The sequence below is a fragment of the Mycobacterium paragordonae genome (genome assembly GCF_003614435.1).
Taxonomy (GTDB): Bacteria; Actinomycetota; Actinomycetes; order Mycobacteriales; family Mycobacteriaceae; genus Mycobacterium; species Mycobacterium paragordonae.
In genome coordinates this window covers 1880753-1901960 of record NZ_CP025546.1, presented here as the reverse complement: position 1 = coordinate 1901960, position 21208 = coordinate 1880753, and the positions used below count along the sequence as shown (strand labels likewise).

The window sequence follows — 21208 nt, the reverse complement described above, 5'->3', positions numbered from 1 at the left end:
ATCGGGTCCTAGGTTCAAGGGATCGATGCAACACATCTGATTAGGAGTGTTGCTGTGAACCTTCTGCCATTGCGGTCTTCTGTCCGCCAGTTCTGGGGTCATATCGGTGCTGGTTGTACGCCGGCGGAAGCTGGGGTGGCTGTTGGCATGTCGGAGCGCTGCGGGTTGACCTGGTTTGCTGATGCTGGTGGGGTGAAACCACGGCTGTGTGAACCGAAGACCTCTGGTCCGCGACCTCGAATGACGTTTGTGGAGCGGGTGGAGATCGAAATCGGTGTCAGAACGAACGAGTCGTTGCAGTCGATGGGCAAGCGGTTAGGGCGCCCAGCATCGACGATCAAGCGGGAGATCGATCTCAACGGCACGCGAAATCTCTATGACGGACGTAAATCGGGTTACCGGCGCAAAGAAGCCTTTGGAGCGCGGCAGAGCGGCAAGACCTCCCAGGTCCCGTATCGGGCGTTGGTGGCGCAGGCACGTGCCGATCAGCGTGTGCGTCGCCCCAAGCGCAGCAAGCTGGCCGCCAGTCAACGGTTACGCGATGAGGTGCAGACTCGGTTAGACGACTTTCATAGTCCTGGCCAGATCGCGACAATGCTGCGACGCGATTTTCCTGACGATCCGGAGATGCATGTGTCTCACGAAGCGATCTACCAGGCGATTTATATACAAGGACGCGGCCATCTGCGCCGCGACATCCACCGCTGCCTACGCACGGGACGCGCGGTGCGTAAACCCCGCAGCAGTCCCGGGCAGCGCCGTGGGCGCATCCCGAACATGATCAATATCAGCGAGCGCCCACCCGAGGTGGCTGACCGCGCAGTACCTGGCCACTGGGAAGGCGATTTGATCATCGGCAGCACCGAATCGGGCTCAGCGATCGGTACTTTGGTCGAACGCGCCACTCGCTACACCCTGCTGCTGCACCTTCCCGGCAACCACTCGGCGCTGGCCGTCCAAGAAGCCATCATCGCCAAGATGGCCCAACTGCCAGCCATCCTGCGCCGCACGCTGACTTGGGACCAGGGCAAGGAGATGGCCAACCATCTGGCGATCGCCGCGGCCACCGAGCTCGACATCTACTTCTGCGACCCCCATTCACCATGGCAGCGCGGAACCAACGAAAACACCAATGGACTGCTGCGCCAGTGGTTTGCCAAAGGCACCGACCTGTCTGTGTTTCCCGCCGACTACCTCGACTACGTCGCCGCCAAACTCAACAACCGACCACGACAAACCCTCGACTGGAAAACCCCCGCCGAAGCCCTCGACGAACTACTGTCCAACCCACCCACTGTTGCATCCACCGCTTGAGACCACCGCTGGATTCTCGCCCTGTCGACACGTTCGACGAACCGACCCGGCCGACTCGGCCAGGTAGGCGACGATGGCGTTGGTCAACCCCCGCCGCGCCTCGTCGAGATCGGCGTAACTGCCCAGCTGCCGCTCCGACACCAGGCCGCGCATCGCCCCGGGGATCAGCGTCGCGATCTCCCGGACCCGCTGCGGATCGACCTGCAGATCGGCGAACGCCTTCTGACACGTCGCATGCCAGCCCTGCCCCCACGACCGCAGCTCCGCGGCGGTGTGTGGGTAGAGCCGGTCCAGCTCGCTGGGCTCCCGCGGCAACGCGGCGCGCAGATTCTCGATCGCCCGCGAGTCCGGGGCGGTCAGCCCGTCGTACAGGGTGTCGATGATGTCGGCGACCCGCTCCTGCAATGACGCCCCGGTGTCGGGGTTGGCGAACACGTTGGCCCGCCGCTGCGCCGTATGGTGCAGCACCGCCGCCCAGAACCCGTCGGCGTCGCCGAACTGGTACTGCACGGTGCCCCAGGTAACGCCGATCTGCTTGGCGATCCGGTTCGCCGACACCGCTCCGGGATCACCGGACGCCAGGGCGGTCACCGCGGCCTGCAGCATCGCCTCCCGCGTAGCCAACCCACGCTTGTTGGCCCTGCGATTCGCGCTGTCCGCCACTGCCACATCCCGCATCGTAACGCGGCAAACACGGTTTCGTTGACTCATCTATGACTTTTTCATAGAGTGCTTGATGATCGGATCGAGAGGACCGTGTGTATGGCGAAGCCGCCGTTGTCGATGAAACCCACCGGCTGGTTCCAGGTGGCGTGGTCCGACGAGATCGGCATCGGCGACGTCCACACGATGAAGTACTTCGACCAGGAGATGGTCGCCTGGCGCGCCGACTCGGGACAGATCACCGTGATGAACGCGTACTGCGAGCATCTGGGCGCTCATCTGGGCTACGGCGGCAAGGTGGTCGGCGAGGTATTGCAGTGCCCGTTCCACGGCTGGCAGTGGAGCCGGGAGGGCCGCAACGTCTGCATCCCGTATCAGGACCGCCCCAACAAGGGCCGCCGCATTCGCACCTATCCGGTGGTTGAGCGCAATGAGTCGGTCTACATCTGGCACGACATCGAAGGCCGCGCACCGTTTTTCGACGCGCCCGACATCTTCGCCGACTTCACCGACGGTCGTGAGCCGGCCGACTACTACCCGCAGCAGCGGCTGTTCCGGCAGGGCCTGGAGTTGCACCCGCAGTACGTGCTGGAGAACGGAGTGGACTTCGCCCACTTCAAGTACGTCCACAACACGCCCATCGTGCCGATCTTCACCCGGCACGATTTCGACGACCCGGTGTCCTACGTCGACTTCACCATCACCTTCGAGGGCGACGACCAACAGAGCATCGAGGATGTCCGCAGCGGCGTCGAGGCGATCAACGGCGGACTCGGGGTGGCCGTCACCCGCAGTTGGGGCATGGTCGACAACCGCACCATCTCGGCGATCACGCCGGTCGACGAGCGCACGTCCGACGTCCGGTTCATGGTCTACATCGGCCGCGTCCCGGGCCGTGACGACGAAAGGGCTCAAGACAAGGCCCGCATGTTCGGTGAGGAAGTAATCCGGCAGTTCAGCCAGGACGTGCACATCTGGGCGCACCAGCGGTATTCCGACCCGCCGGCACTAGCGAACGCGGAGTACGCGGGCTTCACCGCCATCCGCAACTGGGCCAAGAAGTTCTACCCCGATGGAAAGGGCGGCACCGCCGCCGAACTCAGCCGCTCCGGAAAGGCACAGCCATGACGCCCCCGATCAAGGTCTTCCAGGTCGCCACCGGCAATGTCGGTTCCGAGATGATCAAGCGCATCGCCACCCACCCCGACCTGGAACTCGTTGGGGTGCACTGTTACTCACCGGAGAAGGTCGGCCGCGACGTCGGCGAGCTGGTCGGACTGGCGCCCAACGGCGTCACGGCGACCGGCAGCGTCGAGGAGATCATCGCCGCGAAGCCCGATGTGCTGACATTTCACGGCGTGTTCCCCGACGAGGACCTCTACGTCAAAGTGCTTGAGGCCGGGATCAATATCGTCACCACCGCGGACTGGATCACCGGCTGGCACCGCGACCGCAACCATCCGCACCACTCCGGCAAACCGGTCACCCAGCTACTGGCCGAGGCCTGCGCGAAGGGCGGCTCGACGTTCTACGGGACGGGCATGAACCCCGGCGTCAACCAGATCCTCGGCGTGGTGTGTTCGGCCGATGTGGCCGAGATCGAGAATGTCACCACCATCGAGTCGGTCGACGTGTCGTGCCATCACTCCAAGGACACCTGGATCGAGGTGGGTTACGGCTTGCCCGTGGATGATCCGTCCATTCCGGGCAAGCTGGAGAAGTACACGCGCGTGTTCGCCGACAGCGTGCTGATGATGGCCGACTGCTTCGACCTGCGCCTCGACGAGGTGAAGTTCGACTACGAACTCGGCGCCTGCACCAAGGATGTTGACCTGGGCTGGTACACGCTGCCGAAAGGTTCGCTCGGCGGTAACTACATCAAGTACCAGGGCATGGTGGACGGAGTGCCGCGGGTCGAGACGCATCTGGAGTGGCAGATGACCCCGCACACCGATCCCAACTGGGATATCAAGGGCTGCTACATCACTCAGATCAAGGGCGACCCGTGCATCTACAACAAACACATGATCTTTCCCAAGCCCGGCGTCGATCTGTCCAACCCTGACAACTTCGCGTCCATCGGTATGACGGTCACCGGGTTGCCGGCGCTGAATTCGATCAAGTCGGTGGTCGCCGCTCCCCCGGGACTGCTCACCAGCGCCGACCTGCCGCTGCGCGCATTCGCCGGCCGGTTCAACATCTAGATGCTCCGCGTCATCGCCTGGGGCACCGGCGCGGTGGGCCGCGAGATGCTCACCGCGATTCTCGACCACGGCCACGGCATGCGGATCGTCGGTGCCCGGGTCTACTCCGCGGACAAGAACGGCGTCGACGTCGGCACCCTGGCCGGACGCGATCCCATCGGTGTCCTGGCCACCACCGACGTCGACGAGGTGCTGGCTCTCGACGCCGACTGCGTGCTGTACACGCCGCGCATCGCCCGACTCGACGAGGTGTGTGCCCTACTGGCCGGCGGCAAAAACGTTGTCACGACCGCGTTTCTGTTTCATCCGCGGCGCATCCCGCCCGGCGACCGGGACCGGCTGGCAGCGGCCTGCCGGACCGGCAATGCCTCGATACACGGCAGCGGTCTCAATCCCGGCAACCTGTCGGGCGTCTTGCCCCTGGCCCTGTCGGGCATGAGCCGCACCATCGACAAGATCACCCTGCAGGAGCGCGCGGACTGGTCGGTGTACGAAAGCACGTCAATCACGTTCGACAACATGGCTTTTGGTCAGCCGGTCGATCAGATCAGTCCCACCGCAAGCGAATTCCTGGCCTTCAACAGCTCGATCTTTGAGGAGCAGGTCTGGTTTCTCGCCGATGAGTTGCGCGCCGGCATCGACGAAGTGGTCGCGGACGTGGAAGCTGTGCCGGCCCGGGAGGACCATCAGGTCTTCGAGCACCTACTGCGCGCCGGCACCACCGCCGGCCAGCGGTGGACATGGTCCGGCCGACGCGGCGGCAAGACCTTGATCGAGATTGAGACGTTGTGGACGGTCGGCGGCGAATATCCGCCGCACTGGCCCAAACCCGAGCACGGCTGGACGCTGACGATCGAAGGCGACCCGTCCATGCGCGCCCACTTCTTCGCGCTGGCCAGCTTCGCCCGCACCGCCTCGATGGCGGAGCACGTCCGCTCGGCCAGCGTCGCCACGGCCATGCAGGTGCTCAATGCGGTGCCGGCGGTCTGCGCCGCCCCGGCCGGGTTTGCGACTACGGCCCGGCTGCCACTTATCAGCTCTTACACCGGGTTTGGCTGTTCAGCTGTCGGTCTCGACAACTAGCACCTCGGTCTTCGCCTTGCGTTCGACTGCCTTCGAAACCGACCCGATGACCTTCCCGACGATCGAATTGGCGCCGACATTGCCCACCACCAACAGGTCGGCGTCGACATCTTCGGCCAGCTGCACCAGCGCGTCCACCGGCGCACCTGCCACCGCGCGCTCCTCGACGTCGGAGGCGCCGGCCTCCTTGGCGCGGTCGGCGGCGGCGCGCAGCATGTCGTAGACGGGCGCGTTGCCCTGGGTTCGGTATTCCACGGTGCGCAGTTGATCCGGATCGGTCCCGCCGCGGTCACCGTCCTCGTCGAGGAACGCCGAAGCCACGATCAGCTTCGCCCCTTCTTCCGCTGCGATCGCCGCGGCGCGATCGACAGCGCGAAACGACGTGTCCGACCCGTCAGTGCCGACTACCACGACCTGATATTTGCCCATACCAGGTATCTAGCCGTCATCGGCCCAAATCAAACCCCTCGGCTTCAGGAATCGAGCGCGAGAATCAGTTTGCCGGTGTTGTCGCCGCGGAACAGGGCGAGCAGCACCTCGGGAAAATCGCCGACGCTGCCTTCGATGACCTGCTCACGCGAACGCAGCTCACCGCTGCGCAGCCAATCCGCCAGTTGCACAACGCCTTCGCGGTACCGGTCGGCGTAGTCGAAGATGACGAAGCCGGTCATCGACGCGCGGGCGACCAACAGCTGCATGTAGTTCGCCGGTCCGCGCAGTTCGTCGTCGGCGTTGTACTGCGAGATGGCGCCGCAGATGACGACGCGGGCGCCGCGGGCCAGCCGGGACAGCGCGGCTTCCAGGGTCGCTCCCCCGACGTTGTCGAAGAAGACGTCGATGCCGTCCGGGGCGTGCGTTCTCAGCTGCTTGCGCAGGTCGCCCGCCTTGTAGTCGATCGCGGCGTCGAAGCCGAGTTCCTCGACCAGCCAGCGGCACTTGTCTGCGCCGCCCGCGATGCCGACCACGCGGCACCCCTTGATGCGGGCGATCTGGCCGGCGATGCTACCGACCGACCCGGCGGCACCCGAAACGACCACGGTCTGGCCGGGCTGCGGCCGGCCCACGTCGAGCAGCCCGAAATAGGCGGTCAACCCGCTGATACCCAGCGCGCCGAGATGCACCGGAGCGGGCGCCAGGGTGGTGTCGACCGGGGTCACGTCGCGCCCGTCGGAGACCGCGTAGCGCTGTACCCCGAAGGTGCCGAACACCTCGTCGCCGGTCGCGAAATCCGGGTGCCGCGACTCGACGACGCGCCCGATGCCGCCGGCCCGCATCACCTCGCCGATCTCCACCGCCGGCACGTAGGACCGTCCGGCGTTCATCCAGGTTCGCATCGCCGGATCGACGGACAGGTACTCGACCTGCACCAGAAATTCGCCATCCGCGGGCGCCGCGGCGGGTACCTCGTCGATCTGCCAATCGGAGAGTTTCGGCAGGCCGACCGGACGGGCGGCCAGCCGGCACACGGTGTTCGTCAGCGTCATGGCATCTCCTGACTCAATGCGGTGAGAACCCTACGGCCGCCGGGATCTTCGGCGGTGCCCGGCACCGCCGCGACACAGTCGGCCCCGGCCTCCCGGTACGCGCGCAGCCGCTGCGCGATCCGGCTCGCGGAACCCAGCGCGCACACCGTGTCGAGCAGCTCGACGGGAATGGCGGCGGCCAGTTCGCGGCGGGAGGCGCCGGCCCGGGCCCGTTGCACCAGATCGCCGAAACCCAACGCGCTGAACATCTCCCCGTATCCGGGCGGCGCCAGATAGACGCCGAGTTGACCGGCGAGTTGCGCGTGCGCGCCGGGGCCGGGGTCGAGCGCGACCGGCACCCACACCGTGAGGCGAGGGGCGGGCCGGCCGGCCGCGGCGTGGTCGATGGCTTGACGCACCTGGGCCACCCGCGCGGGCGAGGCCAGGTTGAGCACCACCTCATCGGCCTGCCGCGCCGCCAGCGCGATCATGCCGGGGCCGAACGCGCCCAACGCGATTCGCGCCTCCGGGACGGGATTGCGCAGCCGGAAACCGTGGCTGCTGACGTGCCGGCCGTCGTACTCGACGCGCTCGCCGGCAAGCATCGGCCGCAGGCATTCGATGGTTTCCCGCATCACCGGGACGTGGTCAGACCAGCTGCGGTTGTGCCAGCCGGTCACGATCGCCGGGCTGGAGGCTCCGAGGGCGAGGTCGACGCGGTTGCCGGTCAGCGAGGCGACGGTGCTCACGCCCAGCGCCAGGGTGACCGGGCCGCGGACGCCGACGGCCAGCGGTCCGATCTTCAGGGGCAGCTCCGATGCGCGCAGCCCGATCGCGGTCGCCAGCGCGAACGCGTCGTAGGTGGCCATCTCTCCGATCCAGAGGGCCTCGAAACCAGAGGAACCGGATTCCGCCACCGTCCGCGCGATCTCCAATGCTTCACGGTCCGGCCGGTCCAGCCAAAACGGCAGGACGACTTCGAGTTTCGTCACAGCATCGAGGTGTCGGCGTGCTGGTCGAGCAGCAGGCGGCCGGGCAGTTCGCGGGATGCTTCGTTGACCTGGAAGTGGGCGGTCGCGGTGAACGCGTCGCGGAACCGGCGTTGCAGGGGCGAAGTGTCGTAGATCGCGGTGCCGCCCGCCAGGTCGTACATGCTGCGCACCACGTCGGCGGAGGTGCGGGCGGCGTGGGTGGCCGCCAGCCGCAGGCGGTTGCGCAGGGCGACAGGTACGGGGTCGGGTTGCTGGCTGGCCTGCCAGGCGGTTTCGGTCGCCTCGTAGTACAGCGCGCGGGCCGCACCCAGTGCCGACTCTGCCGTCGCCACCGCGGCCTGGGTCGCCGATCGCTCCGCCAGGGTGCGCGTCGACCCCAGTCCCTTTTTGCCGCCGGCCAACTCGACGAGGTCGTCGATCGCGGCACGGGCATTGCCCAGCGCGGCCGCGGCGACCGACAACGCAAAGAACCCGAACACCGGGAAGCGATACAGGGGCCGGTCGACGGCCGGGCCGTCGAACACCGAGAACACTTTGTCGGCGGGCACGAAGACCTCCTCGGCGACGGTGTCGTGGCTGCCGGTGCCGCGCAGACCCAGGGTGTGCCAGTTGTCGAGGACCCGCAAGTCAGCTTTGGGCAGCGCGACGACCGACGGCACCCGGCTGTCGTCGACGAAACAGCCCGCAAAAAGCATGTCCGCGTGCGTGATTCCGCTACAGAACGGCCAGCGCCCCGACACGACCACGCCGCCGTCGACCGACTTCGCCTTGCCGCGCGGCGCCCACACCCCGGCGGCGACACCCCGTCCGCCGCCGAACATTTCGTCTCGGGCGCCGTCCGGAAGGTAGGCCACCAGCAACGCGCTGGTGATCGCGATCGACACACACCAACCCGTCGCCGCATCTCCGCGTGCGATCGCCTCGGCGCACCGCAGGGCCGTCGGCGGCGACAGTTCGAGCGCGTCGACCTCGCGCGGCATGGTGGCGCGCAGCATGCCGGCCTCGTTGAGACGGGCCACGAGTTCGGGCGGAAGCCTGCGCTCTCGGTCGATTTCGGGCGCCAAGTCGCGGGCCGACAGTGCGATCTTCTCCGCGAGGACCTCGGGGGTGTCTGCGTTCTTCATCGGCGGCTCCCGGGTGATGGTGACGGTGCAGTCAAGTTACCACGTGCGGTTCAGTTATTGAACCGGTACAGTGACTGAACTATGACGGCCGCCGATTTGTCCCACCGCTTCCAGGGCGAATCGGTCGGCCGCGCGCTGGAGTTGGTGGGCGAGCGCTGGACACTGCTGATCCTGCGTGAGGCGTTCTTCGGTGTGCAGCGCTTCGGTCAGCTCGCCCGCAACCTCAGCATTCCGCGGCCGACCTTGTCGTCGCGACTGCGGATGCTCGTCGATGCGGGACTGCTTGAGCGGGTGCGCTATTCGCAGGATCCGGAACGTTACGAGTATCGCCTCACCGAGGTGGGACACGATCTGTTCGGCGTGGTCGTCGTGTTGATGCGGTGGGGTGACGAGCACCTCCCGAATCCGGACGGACCGCCAATTGTGCTGCGGCACCATACTTGTGGCGAGGTGGCCGAACCGCGGCTGATCTGCGCGCACTGCGGCGAGGAGATCACCGCGCGCAACGTGACGCCCGAGGCGGGACCGGGATTCTCCGGTGATTCACATCCGTCACTTGAGCACCCGGAAGGCCGGGCATGATGCCGTCCAAAACGTGATAGCGCCTGCGATAGCAGAGTAGGGTCGGCGCCGAGGAGGCGACATGGTCCGCGTGGCAGCAATTCTGGGGGCCTTCACGTTGCTCGTCGGGATCGCGCCGTCGGCATCCGCCGATCCTGGTGCCGGCCGCCAGTACGTGCGAACGCAGTCCGGCGCGGTGCGCTGCATCGTCATCTCCGCCGAACTGAACGATGGCGACTCGATGGTCACCTGCGAACACGGACCGGGCTTCGCGCAGGCACCGGTCGGTCCGTACGGCGAGCACTTCGACGAGGCCGTAATCCGCGCGTCAGGCGCTTTCAGCTGGAACAACGCCAACCTCGGCGGTGGTGGGACGCCGCAGAACGACATGGTGCTGAACTATGGCCAGACCTACCACGTCCTGGGCTGGACGATCGTTCCCACCAGCGACGGCACCCGCTTCACCAATGACGGCACCGGCCACGGCATGTTCGTCAGCATCGACAACGTGAAATCGTTCTAGTGACACGCTTCGGCGAGTTCCAGCGACGCCGGCCATAGCAACGCCGTCGCTCCGAACGCCGCGAGGTCGGCGCCCACCGGCATCACCTTCGCGATACGCATCTCGATCTGCTCGACCTGCCCGGGATGCACAAACGCCCACCCGAAGCCGACGACCAGGTAAGGGATCGCCATCCAGATCGCGAGCTCGATGAGTGCCCCGACGCTGACCTGATGGCCGAGCACCCGCCGGAGTCGCTCCATGTCAGCCCCTCGCTCAGATCAGCGGACGTTGCCGCCGCACCCTGCGGCGCACGTCGGCGAGCAGCAGGTGGCTACCGCCTTGTCGGATGAACGGCGGCAGAAAACGGTTGACGAAGGACACCAGGAGAAAGAGCCGCTCGAACCGGCGCTGCTGGGCGTCTCTCCAGGAGACACCGAGCGCGTCGCGAAAGACCGGCGCGAGAAAGCCGGTGGTCAGAAACTTCAGCAGTCGGTGAAACGGCAACCGCAGCAACGGGTTGATCATCCGCAGGTCAATCAGGTCGTGCAGATAGTCGCCGACGACATCATCGATCCGGACGCGCCGGCATGCGTCAATCCAGTACGCGTCGAACGCTTTTCGGGTCGCCGGCCACTGATCGTCGCGAACCTGCAAGGTGGTGCCCAGCGTCGCGGCCGAGCGGTAGAACTGCTCGGCCTGTTCCTCGGTCATCGGTCCGCGCAGCAGTTGGTAGGTGTCTTCCAGCCCGACGAACAGGCAGGCCGCCACCCACATCTGCAGGTTGCGGTCAAAGGCGTTGTAGCGCACCGGACTTTCTGGCGCGGACCGGACGTGCCGATGCGCGCCGTCGACGGCCTCGCGAAACGCGTCGCGGTCGCGCTGTGACCCGAAGACCGCGACGGCCAGGTATTGAAACGTGGTGCGTGCCCGCTTCCACGGGTGCTTGAGCAGGTTGCCGGAGTCGACCTTCGATTCCACCACGCCGTGGCCCACCTCGGGCCAGGACAGTTGCATGATCACGTTCGCCGCCCCCGCGGCAAAGGCCCAGAAGTCCATCGCTTCGCCGATGTCCACCGAGCCGCCGCTCCACCGGGCGGCTTGCCGAGTCGCATGGATCCGCGTGTCGGCCAGCGAAAGCACGGGCGGTTCAGTCTCGTGATGCGAAGCACGCATTTCAGTCACCCCCGACCAGGAATCAGCATTAACATATCACCGAGCCGTAACCGTCAGGGCGCATTGCGCAGAGGGGGCACCGATGCTGACCAGACTTCGCAACCTGCTCGACTACAAGTTGACCGTCGCCGAACTGCTGGGGCTGGCGGTCATGCTCGGCGTGCCGTATCTGGTTGTGGGAGTGGTGTGGTCGTCGACGCACACGGCGCACCTGCAGCACATGCAGGGCGCCGACCTGGTCGTGTCCTACCTCGGATCGATCGTGTCCTGGCCGGTCCTGCTGTTCTCCAACGTGTGCATGACCTGAGCCGAGCGGCTCATCCGGTCAGTTGCGCGATCTGGATCAGGTTTCCGCAGGTGTCGTCGAGCACCGCGGTGATAACCGGGCCCATGGCAACGGGTTCCTGGGTGAAGCGCACGCCGAGACCGGTCAATCGCTCGTATTCGGCCTGGGTGTCGTCGACGGCGAAGGACGTGAAGGGGATGCCGTCGGCGACCAGCGCCTCCTTGAACGGTTTGACCGCCGGATGGCTGTCGGGCTCCAGGACGAGTTCGGTGCCGTCCGGGTCTTGCGGTGACACCACGGTGATCCAGCGGGCCCCGCCCATCGGGATGTCGGCCTTCGTCGTGAAACCGAGGATTTCGGTGTAGAACCGCAGCGCCTTGTCCTGGTCGTCGACGAGGATGCTGGTCAGATTGATCCTCACTGCGGGTGACCGGCCAGGTAGTCGCCGACGGGAATCCGCTCGGATGCCAGGTACCCGACGGGCAGCAGCACGTCACCGGAGGTGGTCAGGTAGTAGACGTCCCAGCGGTGGTAGCCGGGCAGGACCGCCGGGTCGGCGCCGATCGCGGCCGCGTAGTCCTTGACGGCACCGACGTAGTTGCTGGAGTGGTTGTAGCTGTAGACGGCGCCGTCGTGATTGCCGGCGAAGCCGTTGGCCGCGAGCATCCGGCCCGCCGCCATGATGCTGTCGCGCGGAGAGTGAATGTCGCCGCCCTCGGCGTACGCGGCAAAGGTCGACGGCAGGAACTGCATGGGGCCTTGGGCTCCGGCGGTGCTGACACCGTTGATGCGGCCGAAGTCGGTTTCGACCATGTTGATCGCGGCGAGGTAGGTCCAGTCGACTCCGGTGGCTGCCGCCGCGGCCTGGTAGTCGCCGACCAGTTCGCCCAGCGGTGCCGGGGCGTCAATGCGCCATGCGGGCAGGGTGGGTTTGGCTTCTCCGGCGTTCAGGGCCATCAGGTGATGCCGCGCGTCGACGTTGAGGTCGTAGATCCCGACCAGCGATGCGGGAATGACGGGCCGCACGATCGGCTCCCACTCGGGGTGGCGCCCGATGGCGCGGTAGGCGGCTTGCTGACGAAGCGCGGCCGCCTGCAACACGGCGTCCGACGACGACGGGTCGCGCAGGGCCTGCTCGTCTGCTACGAGGTCGCGGGCCAGCAGCGCCGGTTCGGCGGCCAGTGCCGGCTGCGTGGGCAGCGGGGCCGCCGCCGCGTGCCCGGGTGATACGAACACGGCCAGCGTAACCAAAAGGGCTGCGCTACAGCGCATTACATAACTGTGCGAGTACCGGCGGCGAACGTCCATGATGTCGACCTCAACGCAGATGTGCGGGTCGGCGTCAGCGGCCCGCGCGAGTGTTCCGCTCTACATCTTTACGTTCGAGAGTCCGCGCACCCGAACCGGGGTCACCACGCGGGCGCCGGGTCCAGCATCGCGACGTGATCGTTCTGCCACTGGTAGCGCACCGTGGTGGTCGGTCCCGGGCACGCCGTGCACACCTCCCTGCCGTCCTTGTAGTCCAGGGCAACGGTGTCATCCGTTGTCTTGGCCGCATTCAGAGAGGTGAACGCGTACGCCTTCAACGTGGCCACGCCGGCGTAGCTGCCTTTGTGGAACAACAACGCCAGGTCGGGCGAGCTGCCGGTGGCCCCGACGACGGTGATGATGACCGTCGACAGCGTCGCGCACGGGTTGTAGTTGCTGCTCGGATCGAAACTCTTCACGTTGTGATCCCAAGCCGAGCCTTGCGGCAGCGCCGGCAACGAGCCGAGCGCCGATTCGATCTGGGGCGCGTTCAGGTTCACCCCGCACGTCGTGGTCGGGTCGGCTCGGGCGGTCGATGCCAGCGGGTTCAACACGCAGAGCACGGCGATAAGCGCGCTCAGGACAACTGCTCGCATCGAAACACTGCCTCCTCGTCGGATGCATTCAATCGTCGCGCTGATTGCATCCCAGCTGGTAGGACCGCGATGAGATTGTGTCGAAGAAGTGACCAACGCGGCGGGTTAGGGCGCGGGCTGGTTGGGCACGCCCGGGTACAGCTGCCCGGTCGGGCCCGACGTCACCCACCCGCCCAGTTTGGTCGCGAGATGAGGTGCGAAGACGGCGCCGTACATCACGTTTCCGACGATCACGACCGCGGCGATGGACAGCAGCGCAGAGTGCAGCGAACCCCTCGTCTTTCTGTCGGCCCACGCCTCGATGACATTGCGGCCTTCCGAATCGGTGCGCCCGAGCAGGTAGGTGAAGACCATCATCTGCACGCCCATCGCCAGCGAGTCGTAGATCGGATACTGGTGCGTGGTCCCCTCGAAGACGGCGAGTCCGGGGATCACATAGCCGTAATGGAAGACTCCGAGCCGGGCGCCGATGAACGCGTTGAAGACGAACGCCCAGCAGAAGCCGACGACGAGGCCGACCGTGAGAAGGGTGGTCGGTCTGCGCGTTCCGAACCGCGCGCTCAACCGTTGCCCGAGCGCGGCCCCGATGGTGGCCGGCAATACGAAATAGCCGATGTAGCCGACCGGCACCGACGACGGCAGCCCACCCCAGGTCATGTTCAGCGGCCACCACGACGGCATCCGCGGCAGCGCGGGCGGGAACTGTGCGTACATAGCCCAGTCGTACGGCGCTTCGATCCAGGAGAACGAGATCGCCGAGATGCAGAGCAACAGCAGTGGATGCAGGCGGCGGCGACGGATGCTCAGATACACGCCGACCGCGGTGAAAACGATGCCGCTGCCCCAGCCGAAGATGACCGCGCCCGTCAGCAACGGGGACAGCCCGGCGCTCATCGCCGGGCTTCGGGATCGAGGTAGATGACCACGCCGTAGATCAGAAAGATCAGCCCGAACAGCGAGCCGAGCATGATGACTGCGCCCACAATTAATAGTGGACACTATCTTAAGAGCGTGGTCAAGCGCGACTATCGTCGATGATCGTGCCCCAGCGCCCCACCGAGCCGAAGCCGGCCGCGGTCCGCCGAGCCCGCGGCGAGCCGCGCCGGCTCCTGCTCGACGCCGCCCGGGAGCTGTTCGCGCGCAAGGACTATCGCAGCACCACCACGCGCGAGATCGCCGCGGCCGCCGGGGTCACCGAGTACCTGCTGTTCCGCAACTTCGGCTCCAAGGCCGGCCTTTTCCGCGAAGCCCTGGTCGCTCCCTTCACGAGTTTCGTCGACGAATTCGGCCGGACCTGGCAGCAGGTGGTGCCCGAGGAAACCGACGAAGACGAACTGGCGCGTCATTTCGTCGGACAGCTCTACGACGTGATCGTCGAACATCGGGGCTTGCTGCTGACCCTGGCCGCATCGGAGGCCTTCAGCGAGGAAGAGATCGCCGAAGCCGGCATCGGCGACATCCGGGCGGCCATCGCGGTGCTCGGTCGAATCAGCAGCGAAGGCATGCAGTTACGCGGTCTGCGTTCTGCCCGCCCGGAGCTGCCGGCGCACTCCACGGTGGCGATGATCGTCGGCATGGTGGCGCTGCGTTCGGCGTTCTTCGGCGACCAGCAACCCTCGCGCGACGCGATCGTCGACGAACTGGTGCAGGCGAGCCTGCACGGATTCCTGCACCGGCGCAATTGAACCGCGGCCTTACCGCGTGAGCAGCTGCTGCGTCTCCGCGGAGGCAGGCGCGGCAAGGAATCCGGAAAGGCCGTCCACTACCCCGGCGACGAAAAGCGCGAAGGGTACGACGGCGTCGTTGCGCCGAACGGCGCGTTCCCGTTCGGCGGCGAGGTGGACCGCGAGATCCTGGGCCTGCTGAATGCGCAGCGAGCGCGCCGGTTCCGGGATGTGCGGCAGCAGCCGCTGCATCCCGGAAACGAATTCGTCCTGGGACTTCATCGCGTCGGCCTGCCGGAGGAACACCTCGACCTGGCCGGTGCGCTGCAGTTGGTCGATGAACGACACGTAGGAACTGTCCGGCGATTCCGCCAATTCGATCAGCGGCACGACGTGCGCTTCCAACTGCGCCCGCAGATCATCGGGCCGCGCCCGGGCCCGCAGCAACGCGCGGCGTTGCATCAGATCCCCGAGGCGGTAGGTGAAGATCGCGCGCAGCAGGTCTTCTTTCGAGCCGAAGTGATAGCGGATGGCCGAGTTGTTCGACGATCCGGCTTCGACCGAGATCTGCCGCAACGAGACCCCGGCCAGGCCGTGTTCGGCGAACAGCCGCTCGGCCGCCAACAACAATTGCAGGGCGGTCGCCGGAAGCGGGCTGGGCATCACCGGGCGCCGAGATCCATGGCGTCGATGGTATTGGCCGCCACCCGGACCACCTCAGCGGAATCACGGCCGACCAGGTCGGCGAGCAGGTCGACGTCCTTGGCCAGCAGGGAGCCCGCCAGTTGCGCCATCACCGCAAGGCTGTGCCCGGAATTGCCGATCACTTCCGCTGCGTAGCTGCGGCCGCTGCCCTTCGACAGCACCGTGTTCAGGGCGTCTTTGTCCACCCCGAGTCGGTCGGCGACGGCGAAGACGCTGGCGGCCAGTCCCAGCTGGGCACTGAACAGAGCGTTGTTCAACAGCTTCGCCGCCTGCCCGGCGCCCAGACCACCAAGGTGGACAAGGGGATTCGCGAACGTCTCCAGCACGGGCCGGCAACGGTCGACCGCGCCGTCGTCGCCGCCGACCATCACCAGCAGAGCCTTCGCCGCGGCCAGATGCCCCCCGCCCGACACCGGGGCGTCGACGACGTGCAGGTGCGGGAAGTCGGCCTGCAGCCGCCGGCACGTGTCGGGATGGACGGTGCTGTGAATCACCACGATCCCCTCGGCCGCCATCCCGGCCAGCGCACCGTCGTCGCCGCGTAACACCTCGTCGACGTCCGAGTCACCAATTACGCAGAGGCACAAAACGTCCGATGCGGCTCCGAGCGCACGACGATCGGCGGCCACGGCGGCGCCGGTGTCGGCGAACGGTTCGAGGGACTCGGGGCGGCGCGCCCACAAAGTCGTTGGGAACCCGTCCTCGACGATCCGGCGCGCCATCGGACCGCCCTGTGACCCCAGACCGACGAATCCGACCCGCAGGCCGGTCATCCCTGTGCCTCGATGCTTGCCTGGATGTAGGCCTCGATGTCGGTGGCGCGACGCATGAGTGCATCGTGCACCTCCGGGGCCGTCACCACCAGGAAGCGCCCCGTCTCCACCGCGTCGGCGGTGAGGTTCCCGACATCCTCTGCGGCTACGATCTGGTGCGCCGGCGCCAGCGGGGTCGGAGCCGCGTCGCCGTACACCGTGATGCCTTCCAGGATGTTCGTGATCACTCCGGACGGGCAAAGGCAGGTCACCCCAACGCCTTTGGGGCCCAGGTAGGCGGCCAGCGCCTCGGACAGCCCGACGATCGCGTGCTTGGACGCCACGTAGGGCAGCCGGTCGAAACCGTACGCCAGCAACCCGGAGGCCGACGCGGTGTTGATCACATGGCCGCTGCCCTGCGCGATCAGACCGGGAAGGAACACCCGGTTGCTGCGCGCGATGCTGAACAGGTTGACGTCGATGGTGCGGGTCCACGCCTCGTCGGGCAACGTTTCTGGCGCGCCGACGGCCAGCACGCCGACATTGTTCATCACCACGTCGATCCGGCTGAACCTTTGCAGGGCGGCGTCACGCAAATTCTCGAGATCGCGTTCGACGGTCACGTCCACGGGCAGCCCGATCGCCGGCCTGCCCAAGGCGGTGATCTCCTCGACGACCTCGGTGACGCGGTCCGCTGACAGATCGCTCACCACCACCCGGGCGCCGCGCTGCGCGAATTCGACCGCAGTGGCCCGACCGATGCCGCTGCCCGCCCCGGTCAGCACCGCGACCGCTCCGTTCAACTTCAGGGGCTTGCTCATGCGATCCCCACCGCCTTGGTGCGCAGGAACTCGAACAATCCCTCCTCGCCACCTTCGCGGCCGTAGCCGGAGATGCCGACGCCGCCGAAGGCAAGCTCGCAACCGGTGACGGGGCTGGCTCCATTGACGTAAACACCGCCCGCGTCGAGCGCGGACACCAGCCGCTGCACCCGGTCGATGTCTTTGGTGTAAACGTAAGCGGCCAAGCCGTATTCGGTCGAGTTCGCGATCGCGATCGCCTGCTCCTCCGTCTCGAACCGCATCAGGGACAGCACCGGCCCGAACACCTCGATCTGGCCGAGTTCGGAATCGGGCTCCACGTCGCCGAAGACGGTCGGCTCCACGAAGAAGCCGTCGGAGCACTCCCGGGACAGGTAATCGGGGACTCGGCCACCGGCCAGCAGCTTCGCTCCGTCGGTCTGCGCCCGGTCGATCATGGCCAGGATCCGTTGCCGCGCTTCACGAGTCACCACCGGACTGATGAGTGTCGCGGGGTCGAACGGGTCACCGCATCGCATGCCGGACACGATCGCCAGCACGCGATCAGCGACGTCGTCGTAGATGTCGTTGTGCACGATCATGCGCGACGGGATTGCGCATCCCTGTCCGGCCAGGGTGCCCAATACGCTGAATGCGTTGACGGCGACCGCCGTATCCAGGTCGGCATCGGGGAAGAGCACGTTGGCGGACTTGCCGCCGAGTTCCAGCACGGCCGGTTTGAGGGACTCGGCGCAGCGCGTCAGGATCTTGCGCGCGGTGGCCGGACCGCCGGTGAAGCTGACCTTGTTGACCAGCGGGTGACGCACCAGGGCGTCCCCCGTCTCGGGTCCGCCCAGCACGAGATTCACGATCCCGTCCGGGATTCCGGCTTCTTTGACGAGACCCATCAGGTGTTCCGTCGCATACGGGGTCAGCTCGGAAGGTTTCATGACGACGGTGTTTCCGGCCGCCAGCGCCGGGATCAGTTTCATGCCGACGGAAACGACCGGCCCGTTCCAGGTGAGGATGATTCCCACGACGCCATAGGGTTCCGGCATCGAGTAGCCGAGCTCGCGCTGGTTCGCCGGGAACGACGTAACCCGTCCTTCCACCTTGTCGGCCCAACCGGCGTAGTACGACGTCCAATTGGCCATGATGGCGACCAAAGGCTGGCTCATGCCGGCCGACATTCCGTTGTCCAGCACCGAAAGCCGGGCGATCTCGGCGGCGTCGCGCTCCATCAGCTCTCCCAGCCGGCGCAGCACCCGGGCCCGCTCCGACGGCCGCCAGGCCCGCCACTGGGCATACGCTTGGTGCGCCGCTCCGACGGCGGCGTCCACGTCGTCCGGGCCGGCCAACGGCACCGGACCCTGCACCTCACCGGTCGCGGGATAGACGTGCTGGTGCACCCCGCCCGAGCCGCCGGTGCGCGCCTCTCCCCCGATGTGCAGATGCACGACGGGAACGCTCAGGTCGACGGTCATCGCAATCCTCCAGCTCCGCGATTAAGACGTATTACTTAGTTTTAAGGCACTTGACTTCATTAAGCAAGTGGTGCCTAATGCTCGAATGGACTTGAAGCAACTCTTCGACCTCACCGGCAAGGTCGCCGTGGTCACCGGTGGGGCCGGCGGCATCGGTGAGGTGTACGCCGAGGCACTGTGCGGCGTCGGCGCCGCGGTCGTCATCGCCGACATCAACCTCGATGCGGCGCGACTCACCGCCAAGGCGTTGACAGACAAGGGTTTTCAGGCTCTGGCGGTCCGTCTGGACGTCACCTCTGCGGAGTCGGCCGCCGAGATGGCGTCGGCGACGGTCGCCGCGTTCGGCGGCATCGACATCCTGATCAACAACGCGGCCGTAATGACCGACCTGCCGCCTTACGGGTTGTCGAATATGCCCGTGCCGGACTGGGATCGGGTGCTCAACGTGAACCTGCGCGGTCCGTTGTTGTGTACCCAGGCGGTGGTTGAGTCGATGTCGTCGCGCGGTGGCGGGCGTGTCGTCAACGGCCTGTCCGCCGGTGCGTTCATGGCCGGCGGGATCTACGGGGTCTCGAAATACGCTCTGCACGGACTGACCTGCAACCTGGCCAGCGAGCTCGGATCACGCGGCATCAACGTCAACGGGATCGCGCCCGGGCTGGTCGACAACGACAGCGCGTACGTGAGCCTGCCGAAAGATTCGCCGATCCGCGAGATCCTCGGCGCGCAGATTCCGGGCAAGACCTCGGGGCCGCCGGCCGATCTGGTCGGCACGATGCTGCTGCTGTGCTCACCCGCCGGGGAGTGGATCAACGGCCAGACCATCTCGGTCGACGGCGGCTGGATCATGCGATTCTGATGAGCGAGTGGACATCTCGCGAAGAGCGGCGGGCCGCTGCGCGCGCCGAGTACGAGCGCGTCATGACCACCGCAAGCCCGGACCCGGCCGGGGCCTACCTCGAGGCGGGCGTGATCGGCTATGTCTTCGGGGAGATGTGGCGCCGCGGCGTGCTCACCCCGCGCGACCGCCGCTGGATCACGCTGACGTGCGTGGGCGCGGCCGGCGCGATCACCCCGATCGAGACCCACGTCTACGCGGCCCTGAAAAGCGGGGACATCAGCTACCCGGAGTTCGACGAGTTCGTGCTGCACTTCGGCACGCAGGCCGGTTGGCCCAAGGCGTCGGTCATGCAGGTGTACGGCATGATGAGCGCCTACAAGATCGCGCAGGAGTCCGGCGCGCAACCCGAGGCGCCGGATTTCGAGTTGTGGTCGGAACCGGTGGACGACAGTGTCCGCCGCGAGCGCGGCCTGTCGGCATACCAGCAGATCCACGGTGTGGCGCCGCCGCCCGCCATGACCGCGTTTCAGGGGCGTGCCCGCCTGGACTACCTGTATGGCGAGATATGGAGTCGCACAAAGTATCTCACCCGTCGCGATCGGCGCATCATCAGCATTTGCGGCGCCGCGTCGACCGCGATCGACGAAGAGGTGGCCGAACACCTCCGTGCCGCCCTGACCCTGGGTGACATGACCCGGACCGAACTCGAAGAACTCGTCGTGCATTTCGCCGTGTACCTGGGCTGGAATCTGGCGCGGCGCCTCGACGATCTATTGGTGGCGGTTGCAGGCGGTGTCGACGACGCCTGAAACGCTTCGCACCGCCATGGGAAGATCTATCGCTATGGCAGAGAACAGGGTCGGCAGAGTCGCCGGCAAGGTCGCATTGATCACCGGCGCGGCACGCGGCCAAGGGCGCGAACACGCGATCCGATTGGCCGAAGAGGGCGCCGACATCGTCGCGGTCGACGTCTGTGCGGACATCGACGGCGTCGCTTACCCGGGAGCGACCGACAGCGACCTCGCCGACACCGCGGACCTGGTGGAGAAGTCGGGCCGCCGCATCGTCACCGCGAAAGCCGACGTGCGGGACGTGGAGGCGTTGCGGGCCGCGGTCGCGCAGGGAGTGGACGCGTTGGGTCCACTCGACATCGTGGTGGCGAACGCCGGCATCAGCGGGGTTCCCGCACCCGCGGCGATGATCGAAGAATCCGCGTGGCAGACGATGATGGACATCAACCTGACCGGCGTGTGGCACACCGTCAAAGTGGCGCTGCCGCATATGACCAACGGCGGCGGTTCGATCATCCTGGTCAGCTCGATGTTGGGCATTCGCGGCGGTGGTTACATGGCCCACTACGCCTCGGCCAAGCACGCCGTCGTCGGCCTGATGAACTCGCTGGCCAATGAGCTTGCGCCGCAATGGATCCGGGTGAACTCGATTCATCCGGGCAACATTTTGACGCCGATGCTGGACAACGACTGGTTCGTCCGGACGCTGCGGCCGGACCTGCCCAACCCCACCGTGCAGGATGCCGGCGAGATCATCGGACAGTTTCACCTGTTGCCCAAGCCGCTGATCGAGGCACGCGCCGTCAGCAACGCCGTGCTCTTCCTTGCCTCCGACGAGTCGCAGTACATCACCGGGGCGGCGCTGCCGGTCGATGCGGGCGCCGTCGCGAAGTTCTGAC

Annotated in this window: 26 protein-coding genes; 11 read left to right on the top strand and 15 right to left on the bottom strand. The window is 66.6% G+C overall.

Annotated features, from left to right (window positions below):
* Window positions 1-54: 54 nt before the first annotated feature.
* A complete protein-coding gene (locus C0J29_RS08880; protein ID WP_242460393.1) occupies window positions 55-1314 on the top strand; it encodes an IS30 family transposase in 1260 nt (419 codons plus the stop codon).
* On the opposite strand, the gene C0J29_RS08875 is transcribed toward C0J29_RS08880, so the two are convergent.
* Window positions 1276-1992 carry a TetR/AcrR family transcriptional regulator gene (locus C0J29_RS08875; protein ID WP_242460392.1) on the bottom strand — a complete coding sequence of 239 codons (717 nt, stop codon included), beginning with the start codon at window positions 1990-1992 and terminating at the stop codon, window positions 1276-1278. The genes C0J29_RS08880 and C0J29_RS08875 overlap by 39 nt on opposite strands.
* A gap of 84 nt (window positions 1993-2076) precedes the next feature.
* On the opposite strand from C0J29_RS08875, the gene C0J29_RS08870 reads away from it, so the two are divergent.
* From C0J29_RS08870 to C0J29_RS08860, 3 genes are read left to right on the top strand one after another with little or no spacing between them, the layout of a single operon-like run.
* A complete protein-coding gene (locus C0J29_RS08870; RefSeq protein ID WP_065045629.1) occupies window positions 2077-3105 on the top strand; it encodes a Rieske 2Fe-2S domain-containing protein in 1029 nt (342 codons plus the stop codon).
* Window positions 3102-4181, top strand: a complete 1080-nt coding sequence (locus C0J29_RS08865) for an NAD(P)H-dependent amine dehydrogenase family protein (protein ID WP_065045628.1) — start codon at window positions 3102-3104, stop codon at window positions 4179-4181. Before C0J29_RS08870 ends, C0J29_RS08865 begins: the two co-directional genes overlap by 4 nt.
* The gene (locus C0J29_RS08860) at window positions 4182-5264 is read left to right on the top strand and encodes an NAD(P)H-dependent amine dehydrogenase family protein (RefSeq protein ID WP_120792077.1); all 1083 of its coding nucleotides are present in this window, start codon (window positions 4182-4184) and stop codon (window positions 5262-5264) included.
* Here the strand turns inward: C0J29_RS08860 and C0J29_RS08855 are convergent.
* Genes C0J29_RS08855 through C0J29_RS08840 form a run of 4 tightly spaced genes read right to left on the bottom strand, consistent with a single transcriptional unit; the run spans window position 5241 to window position 8843 of the window.
* Window positions 5241-5693: a universal stress protein gene (locus C0J29_RS08855; RefSeq protein ID WP_065045626.1), complete on the bottom strand. Its 453-nt coding sequence runs from the start codon at window positions 5691-5693 to the stop codon at window positions 5241-5243. The two genes, C0J29_RS08860 and C0J29_RS08855, sit on opposite strands and share 24 nt — an antisense overlap.
* A 44-nt stretch (window positions 5694-5737) precedes the next feature.
* Entirely contained in the window at window positions 5738-6748 is a 1011-nt protein-coding gene (locus tag C0J29_RS08850) for an NADP-dependent oxidoreductase (RefSeq protein WP_120792076.1), read from the bottom strand.
* Window positions 6745-7719, bottom strand: coding sequence for an LLM class F420-dependent oxidoreductase (locus C0J29_RS08845; RefSeq protein WP_120792075.1), 975 nt, complete (start codon window positions 7717-7719; stop codon window positions 6745-6747). Before C0J29_RS08845 ends, C0J29_RS08850 begins: the two co-directional genes overlap by 4 nt.
* Window positions 7716-8843 carry an acyl-CoA dehydrogenase family protein gene (locus tag C0J29_RS08840; RefSeq protein ID WP_065045623.1) on the bottom strand — a complete coding sequence of 376 codons (1128 nt, stop codon included), beginning with the start codon at window positions 8841-8843 and terminating at the stop codon, window positions 7716-7718. Before C0J29_RS08840 ends, C0J29_RS08845 begins: the two co-directional genes overlap by 4 nt.
* An 81-nt stretch (window positions 8844-8924) precedes the next feature.
* On the opposite strand from C0J29_RS08840, the gene C0J29_RS08835 reads away from it, so the two are divergent.
* Both C0J29_RS08835 and C0J29_RS08830 read left to right on the top strand, forming a co-directional pair.
* Window positions 8925-9425: a winged helix-turn-helix transcriptional regulator gene (locus C0J29_RS08835; RefSeq protein WP_120792074.1), complete on the top strand. Its 501-nt coding sequence runs from the start codon at window positions 8925-8927 to the stop codon at window positions 9423-9425.
* Between the two features lie 61 nt (window positions 9426-9486).
* On the top strand, window positions 9487-9927 hold the full coding sequence (locus tag C0J29_RS08830) for a hypothetical protein (RefSeq protein WP_120792073.1): 441 nt from the start codon (window positions 9487-9489) through the stop codon (window positions 9925-9927).
* Here C0J29_RS08830 and C0J29_RS08825 read toward each other — a convergent pair.
* Window positions 9924-10169: a hypothetical protein gene (locus C0J29_RS08825; protein WP_065045618.1), complete on the bottom strand. Its 246-nt coding sequence runs from the start codon at window positions 10167-10169 to the stop codon at window positions 9924-9926. The genes C0J29_RS08830 and C0J29_RS08825 overlap by 4 nt on opposite strands.
* 13 nt (window positions 10170-10182) lie before the next feature.
* Entirely contained in the window at window positions 10183-11082 is a 900-nt protein-coding gene (locus C0J29_RS08820) for an oxygenase MpaB family protein (RefSeq protein WP_174814830.1), read from the bottom strand.
* An 82-nt stretch (window positions 11083-11164) separates the two neighbouring features.
* Here C0J29_RS08820 and C0J29_RS08815 point away from each other — a divergent pair, with 82 nt between their 5' ends.
* Window positions 11165-11389 carry a hypothetical protein gene (locus C0J29_RS08815; protein ID WP_065045616.1) on the top strand — a complete coding sequence of 75 codons (225 nt, stop codon included), beginning with the start codon at window positions 11165-11167 and terminating at the stop codon, window positions 11387-11389.
* Window positions 11390-11399: 10 nt separating this feature from the next.
* Here C0J29_RS08815 and C0J29_RS08810 read toward each other — a convergent pair whose 3' ends face one another.
* The 4 genes from C0J29_RS08810 to C0J29_RS08795 form a co-directional block, all read right to left on the bottom strand.
* Window positions 11400-11789: a VOC family protein gene (locus C0J29_RS08810; RefSeq protein WP_065045615.1), complete on the bottom strand. Its 390-nt coding sequence runs from the start codon at window positions 11787-11789 to the stop codon at window positions 11400-11402.
* Window positions 11786-12640: a lytic transglycosylase domain-containing protein gene (locus tag C0J29_RS08805; protein ID WP_242460391.1), complete on the bottom strand. Its 855-nt coding sequence runs from the start codon at window positions 12638-12640 to the stop codon at window positions 11786-11788. Before C0J29_RS08805 ends, C0J29_RS08810 begins: the two co-directional genes overlap by 4 nt.
* A gap of 137 nt (window positions 12641-12777) precedes the next feature.
* Window positions 12778-13272, bottom strand: coding sequence for an LppP/LprE family lipoprotein (locus tag C0J29_RS08800; protein ID WP_065045613.1), 495 nt, complete (start codon window positions 13270-13272; stop codon window positions 12778-12780).
* A gap of 105 nt (window positions 13273-13377) precedes the next feature.
* A complete protein-coding gene (locus tag C0J29_RS08795; protein WP_120792071.1) occupies window positions 13378-14166 on the bottom strand; it encodes a spirocyclase AveC family protein in 789 nt (262 codons plus the stop codon).
* Window positions 14167-14306: 140 nt separating this feature from the next.
* On the opposite strand from C0J29_RS08795, the gene C0J29_RS08790 reads away from it, so the two are divergent.
* Complete coding sequence (locus C0J29_RS08790; RefSeq protein WP_120792070.1) at window positions 14307-14957, top strand: TetR/AcrR family transcriptional regulator; 651 nt, start codon at window positions 14307-14309, stop codon at window positions 14955-14957.
* Between the two features lie 9 nt (window positions 14958-14966).
* Here C0J29_RS08790 and C0J29_RS08785 read toward each other — a convergent pair whose 3' ends face one another.
* Genes C0J29_RS08785 through C0J29_RS08770 form a run of 4 tightly spaced genes read right to left on the bottom strand, consistent with a single transcriptional unit; the run spans window position 14967 to window position 18677 of the window.
* Window positions 14967-15599, bottom strand: coding sequence for a TetR/AcrR family transcriptional regulator (locus tag C0J29_RS08785; protein WP_065047101.1), 633 nt, complete (start codon window positions 15597-15599; stop codon window positions 14967-14969).
* A complete protein-coding gene (locus tag C0J29_RS08780) occupies window positions 15599-16405 on the bottom strand; it encodes an NAD(P)-dependent oxidoreductase (protein ID WP_197748248.1) in 807 nt (268 codons plus the stop codon). Before C0J29_RS08780 ends, C0J29_RS08785 begins: the two co-directional genes overlap by 1 nt.
* Before the next feature lie 5 nt (window positions 16406-16410).
* Window positions 16411-17214, bottom strand: a complete 804-nt coding sequence (locus C0J29_RS08775) for an SDR family oxidoreductase (protein WP_120792068.1) — start codon at window positions 17212-17214, stop codon at window positions 16411-16413.
* Window positions 17211-18677, bottom strand: coding sequence for an aldehyde dehydrogenase family protein (locus C0J29_RS08770; RefSeq protein WP_120792067.1), 1467 nt, complete (start codon window positions 18675-18677; stop codon window positions 17211-17213). Before C0J29_RS08770 ends, C0J29_RS08775 begins: the two co-directional genes overlap by 4 nt.
* An 85-nt stretch (window positions 18678-18762) precedes the next feature.
* Here C0J29_RS08770 and C0J29_RS08765 point away from each other — a divergent pair, with 85 nt between their 5' ends.
* Genes C0J29_RS08765 through C0J29_RS08755 form a run of 3 tightly spaced genes read left to right on the top strand, consistent with a single transcriptional unit; the run spans window position 18763 to window position 21207 of the window.
* Window positions 18763-19536, top strand: a complete 774-nt coding sequence (locus C0J29_RS08765) for an SDR family oxidoreductase (protein WP_120792066.1) — start codon at window positions 18763-18765, stop codon at window positions 19534-19536.
* The gene (locus tag C0J29_RS08760; RefSeq protein ID WP_120792065.1) at window positions 19536-20327 is read left to right on the top strand and encodes a carboxymuconolactone decarboxylase family protein; all 792 of its coding nucleotides are present in this window, start codon (window positions 19536-19538) and stop codon (window positions 20325-20327) included. The genes C0J29_RS08765 and C0J29_RS08760 overlap by 1 nt, the downstream gene beginning before the upstream one ends.
* Window positions 20328-20361: 34 nt before the next feature.
* Complete coding sequence (locus C0J29_RS08755) at window positions 20362-21207, top strand: mycofactocin-coupled SDR family oxidoreductase (RefSeq protein ID WP_065047091.1); 846 nt, start codon at window positions 20362-20364, stop codon at window positions 21205-21207.
* Window position 21208: the final 1 nt, after the last annotated feature.

Coding starts and splice junctions, on each gene's coding strand:
- C0J29_RS08825 (WP_065045618.1), bottom strand. CDS start 10,169: ATGGAGCGACTCCGGCGGGTGCTCGGCCATCAGGTCAGCGTCGGGGCA.
- C0J29_RS08775 (WP_120792068.1), bottom strand. CDS start 17,214: ATGAGCAAGCCCCTGAAGTTGAACGGAGCGGTCGCGGTGCTGACCGGG.
- C0J29_RS08805 (WP_242460391.1), bottom strand. CDS start 12,640: ATGCGCTGTAGCGCAGCCCTTTTGGTTACGCTGGCCGTGTTCGTATCA.
- C0J29_RS08860 (WP_120792077.1), top strand. CDS start 4,182: ATGCTCCGCGTCATCGCCTGGGGCACCGGCGCGGTGGGCCGCGAGATG.
- C0J29_RS08800 (WP_065045613.1), bottom strand. CDS start 13,272: ATGCGAGCAGTTGTCCTGAGCGCGCTTATCGCCGTGCTCTGCGTGTTG.
- C0J29_RS08840 (WP_065045623.1), bottom strand. CDS start 8,843: ATGAAGAACGCAGACACCCCCGAGGTCCTCGCGGAGAAGATCGCACTG.
- C0J29_RS08850 (WP_120792076.1), bottom strand. CDS start 6,748: ATGACGCTGACGAACACCGTGTGCCGGCTGGCCGCCCGTCCGGTCGGC.
- C0J29_RS08815 (WP_065045616.1), top strand. CDS start 11,165: ATGCTGACCAGACTTCGCAACCTGCTCGACTACAAGTTGACCGTCGCC.
- C0J29_RS08760 (WP_120792065.1), top strand. CDS start 19,536: ATGAGCGAGTGGACATCTCGCGAAGAGCGGCGGGCCGCTGCGCGCGCC.
- C0J29_RS08875 (WP_242460392.1), bottom strand. CDS start 1,992: ATGCGGGATGTGGCAGTGGCGGACAGCGCGAATCGCAGGGCCAACAAG.
- C0J29_RS08785 (WP_065047101.1), bottom strand. CDS start 15,599: ATGCCCAGCCCGCTTCCGGCGACCGCCCTGCAATTGTTGTTGGCGGCC.
- C0J29_RS08755 (WP_065047091.1), top strand. CDS start 20,362: ATGGCAGAGAACAGGGTCGGCAGAGTCGCCGGCAAGGTCGCATTGATC.
- C0J29_RS08865 (WP_065045628.1), top strand. CDS start 3,102: ATGACGCCCCCGATCAAGGTCTTCCAGGTCGCCACCGGCAATGTCGGT.
- C0J29_RS08830 (WP_120792073.1), top strand. CDS start 9,487: ATGGTCCGCGTGGCAGCAATTCTGGGGGCCTTCACGTTGCTCGTCGGG.
- C0J29_RS08835 (WP_120792074.1), top strand. CDS start 8,925: ATGACGGCCGCCGATTTGTCCCACCGCTTCCAGGGCGAATCGGTCGGC.
- C0J29_RS08765 (WP_120792066.1), top strand. CDS start 18,763: ATGGACTTGAAGCAACTCTTCGACCTCACCGGCAAGGTCGCCGTGGTC.
- C0J29_RS08820 (WP_174814830.1), bottom strand. CDS start 11,082: ATGCGTGCTTCGCATCACGAGACTGAACCGCCCGTGCTTTCGCTGGCC.
- C0J29_RS08855 (WP_065045626.1), bottom strand. CDS start 5,693: ATGGGCAAATATCAGGTCGTGGTAGTCGGCACTGACGGGTCGGACACG.
- C0J29_RS08870 (WP_065045629.1), top strand. CDS start 2,077: ATGGCGAAGCCGCCGTTGTCGATGAAACCCACCGGCTGGTTCCAGGTG.
- C0J29_RS08795 (WP_120792071.1), bottom strand. CDS start 14,166: ATGAGCGCCGGGCTGTCCCCGTTGCTGACGGGCGCGGTCATCTTCGGC.
- C0J29_RS08770 (WP_120792067.1), bottom strand. CDS start 18,677: ATGACCGTCGACCTGAGCGTTCCCGTCGTGCATCTGCACATCGGGGGA.
- C0J29_RS08790 (WP_120792070.1), top strand. CDS start 14,307: ATGATCGTGCCCCAGCGCCCCACCGAGCCGAAGCCGGCCGCGGTCCGC.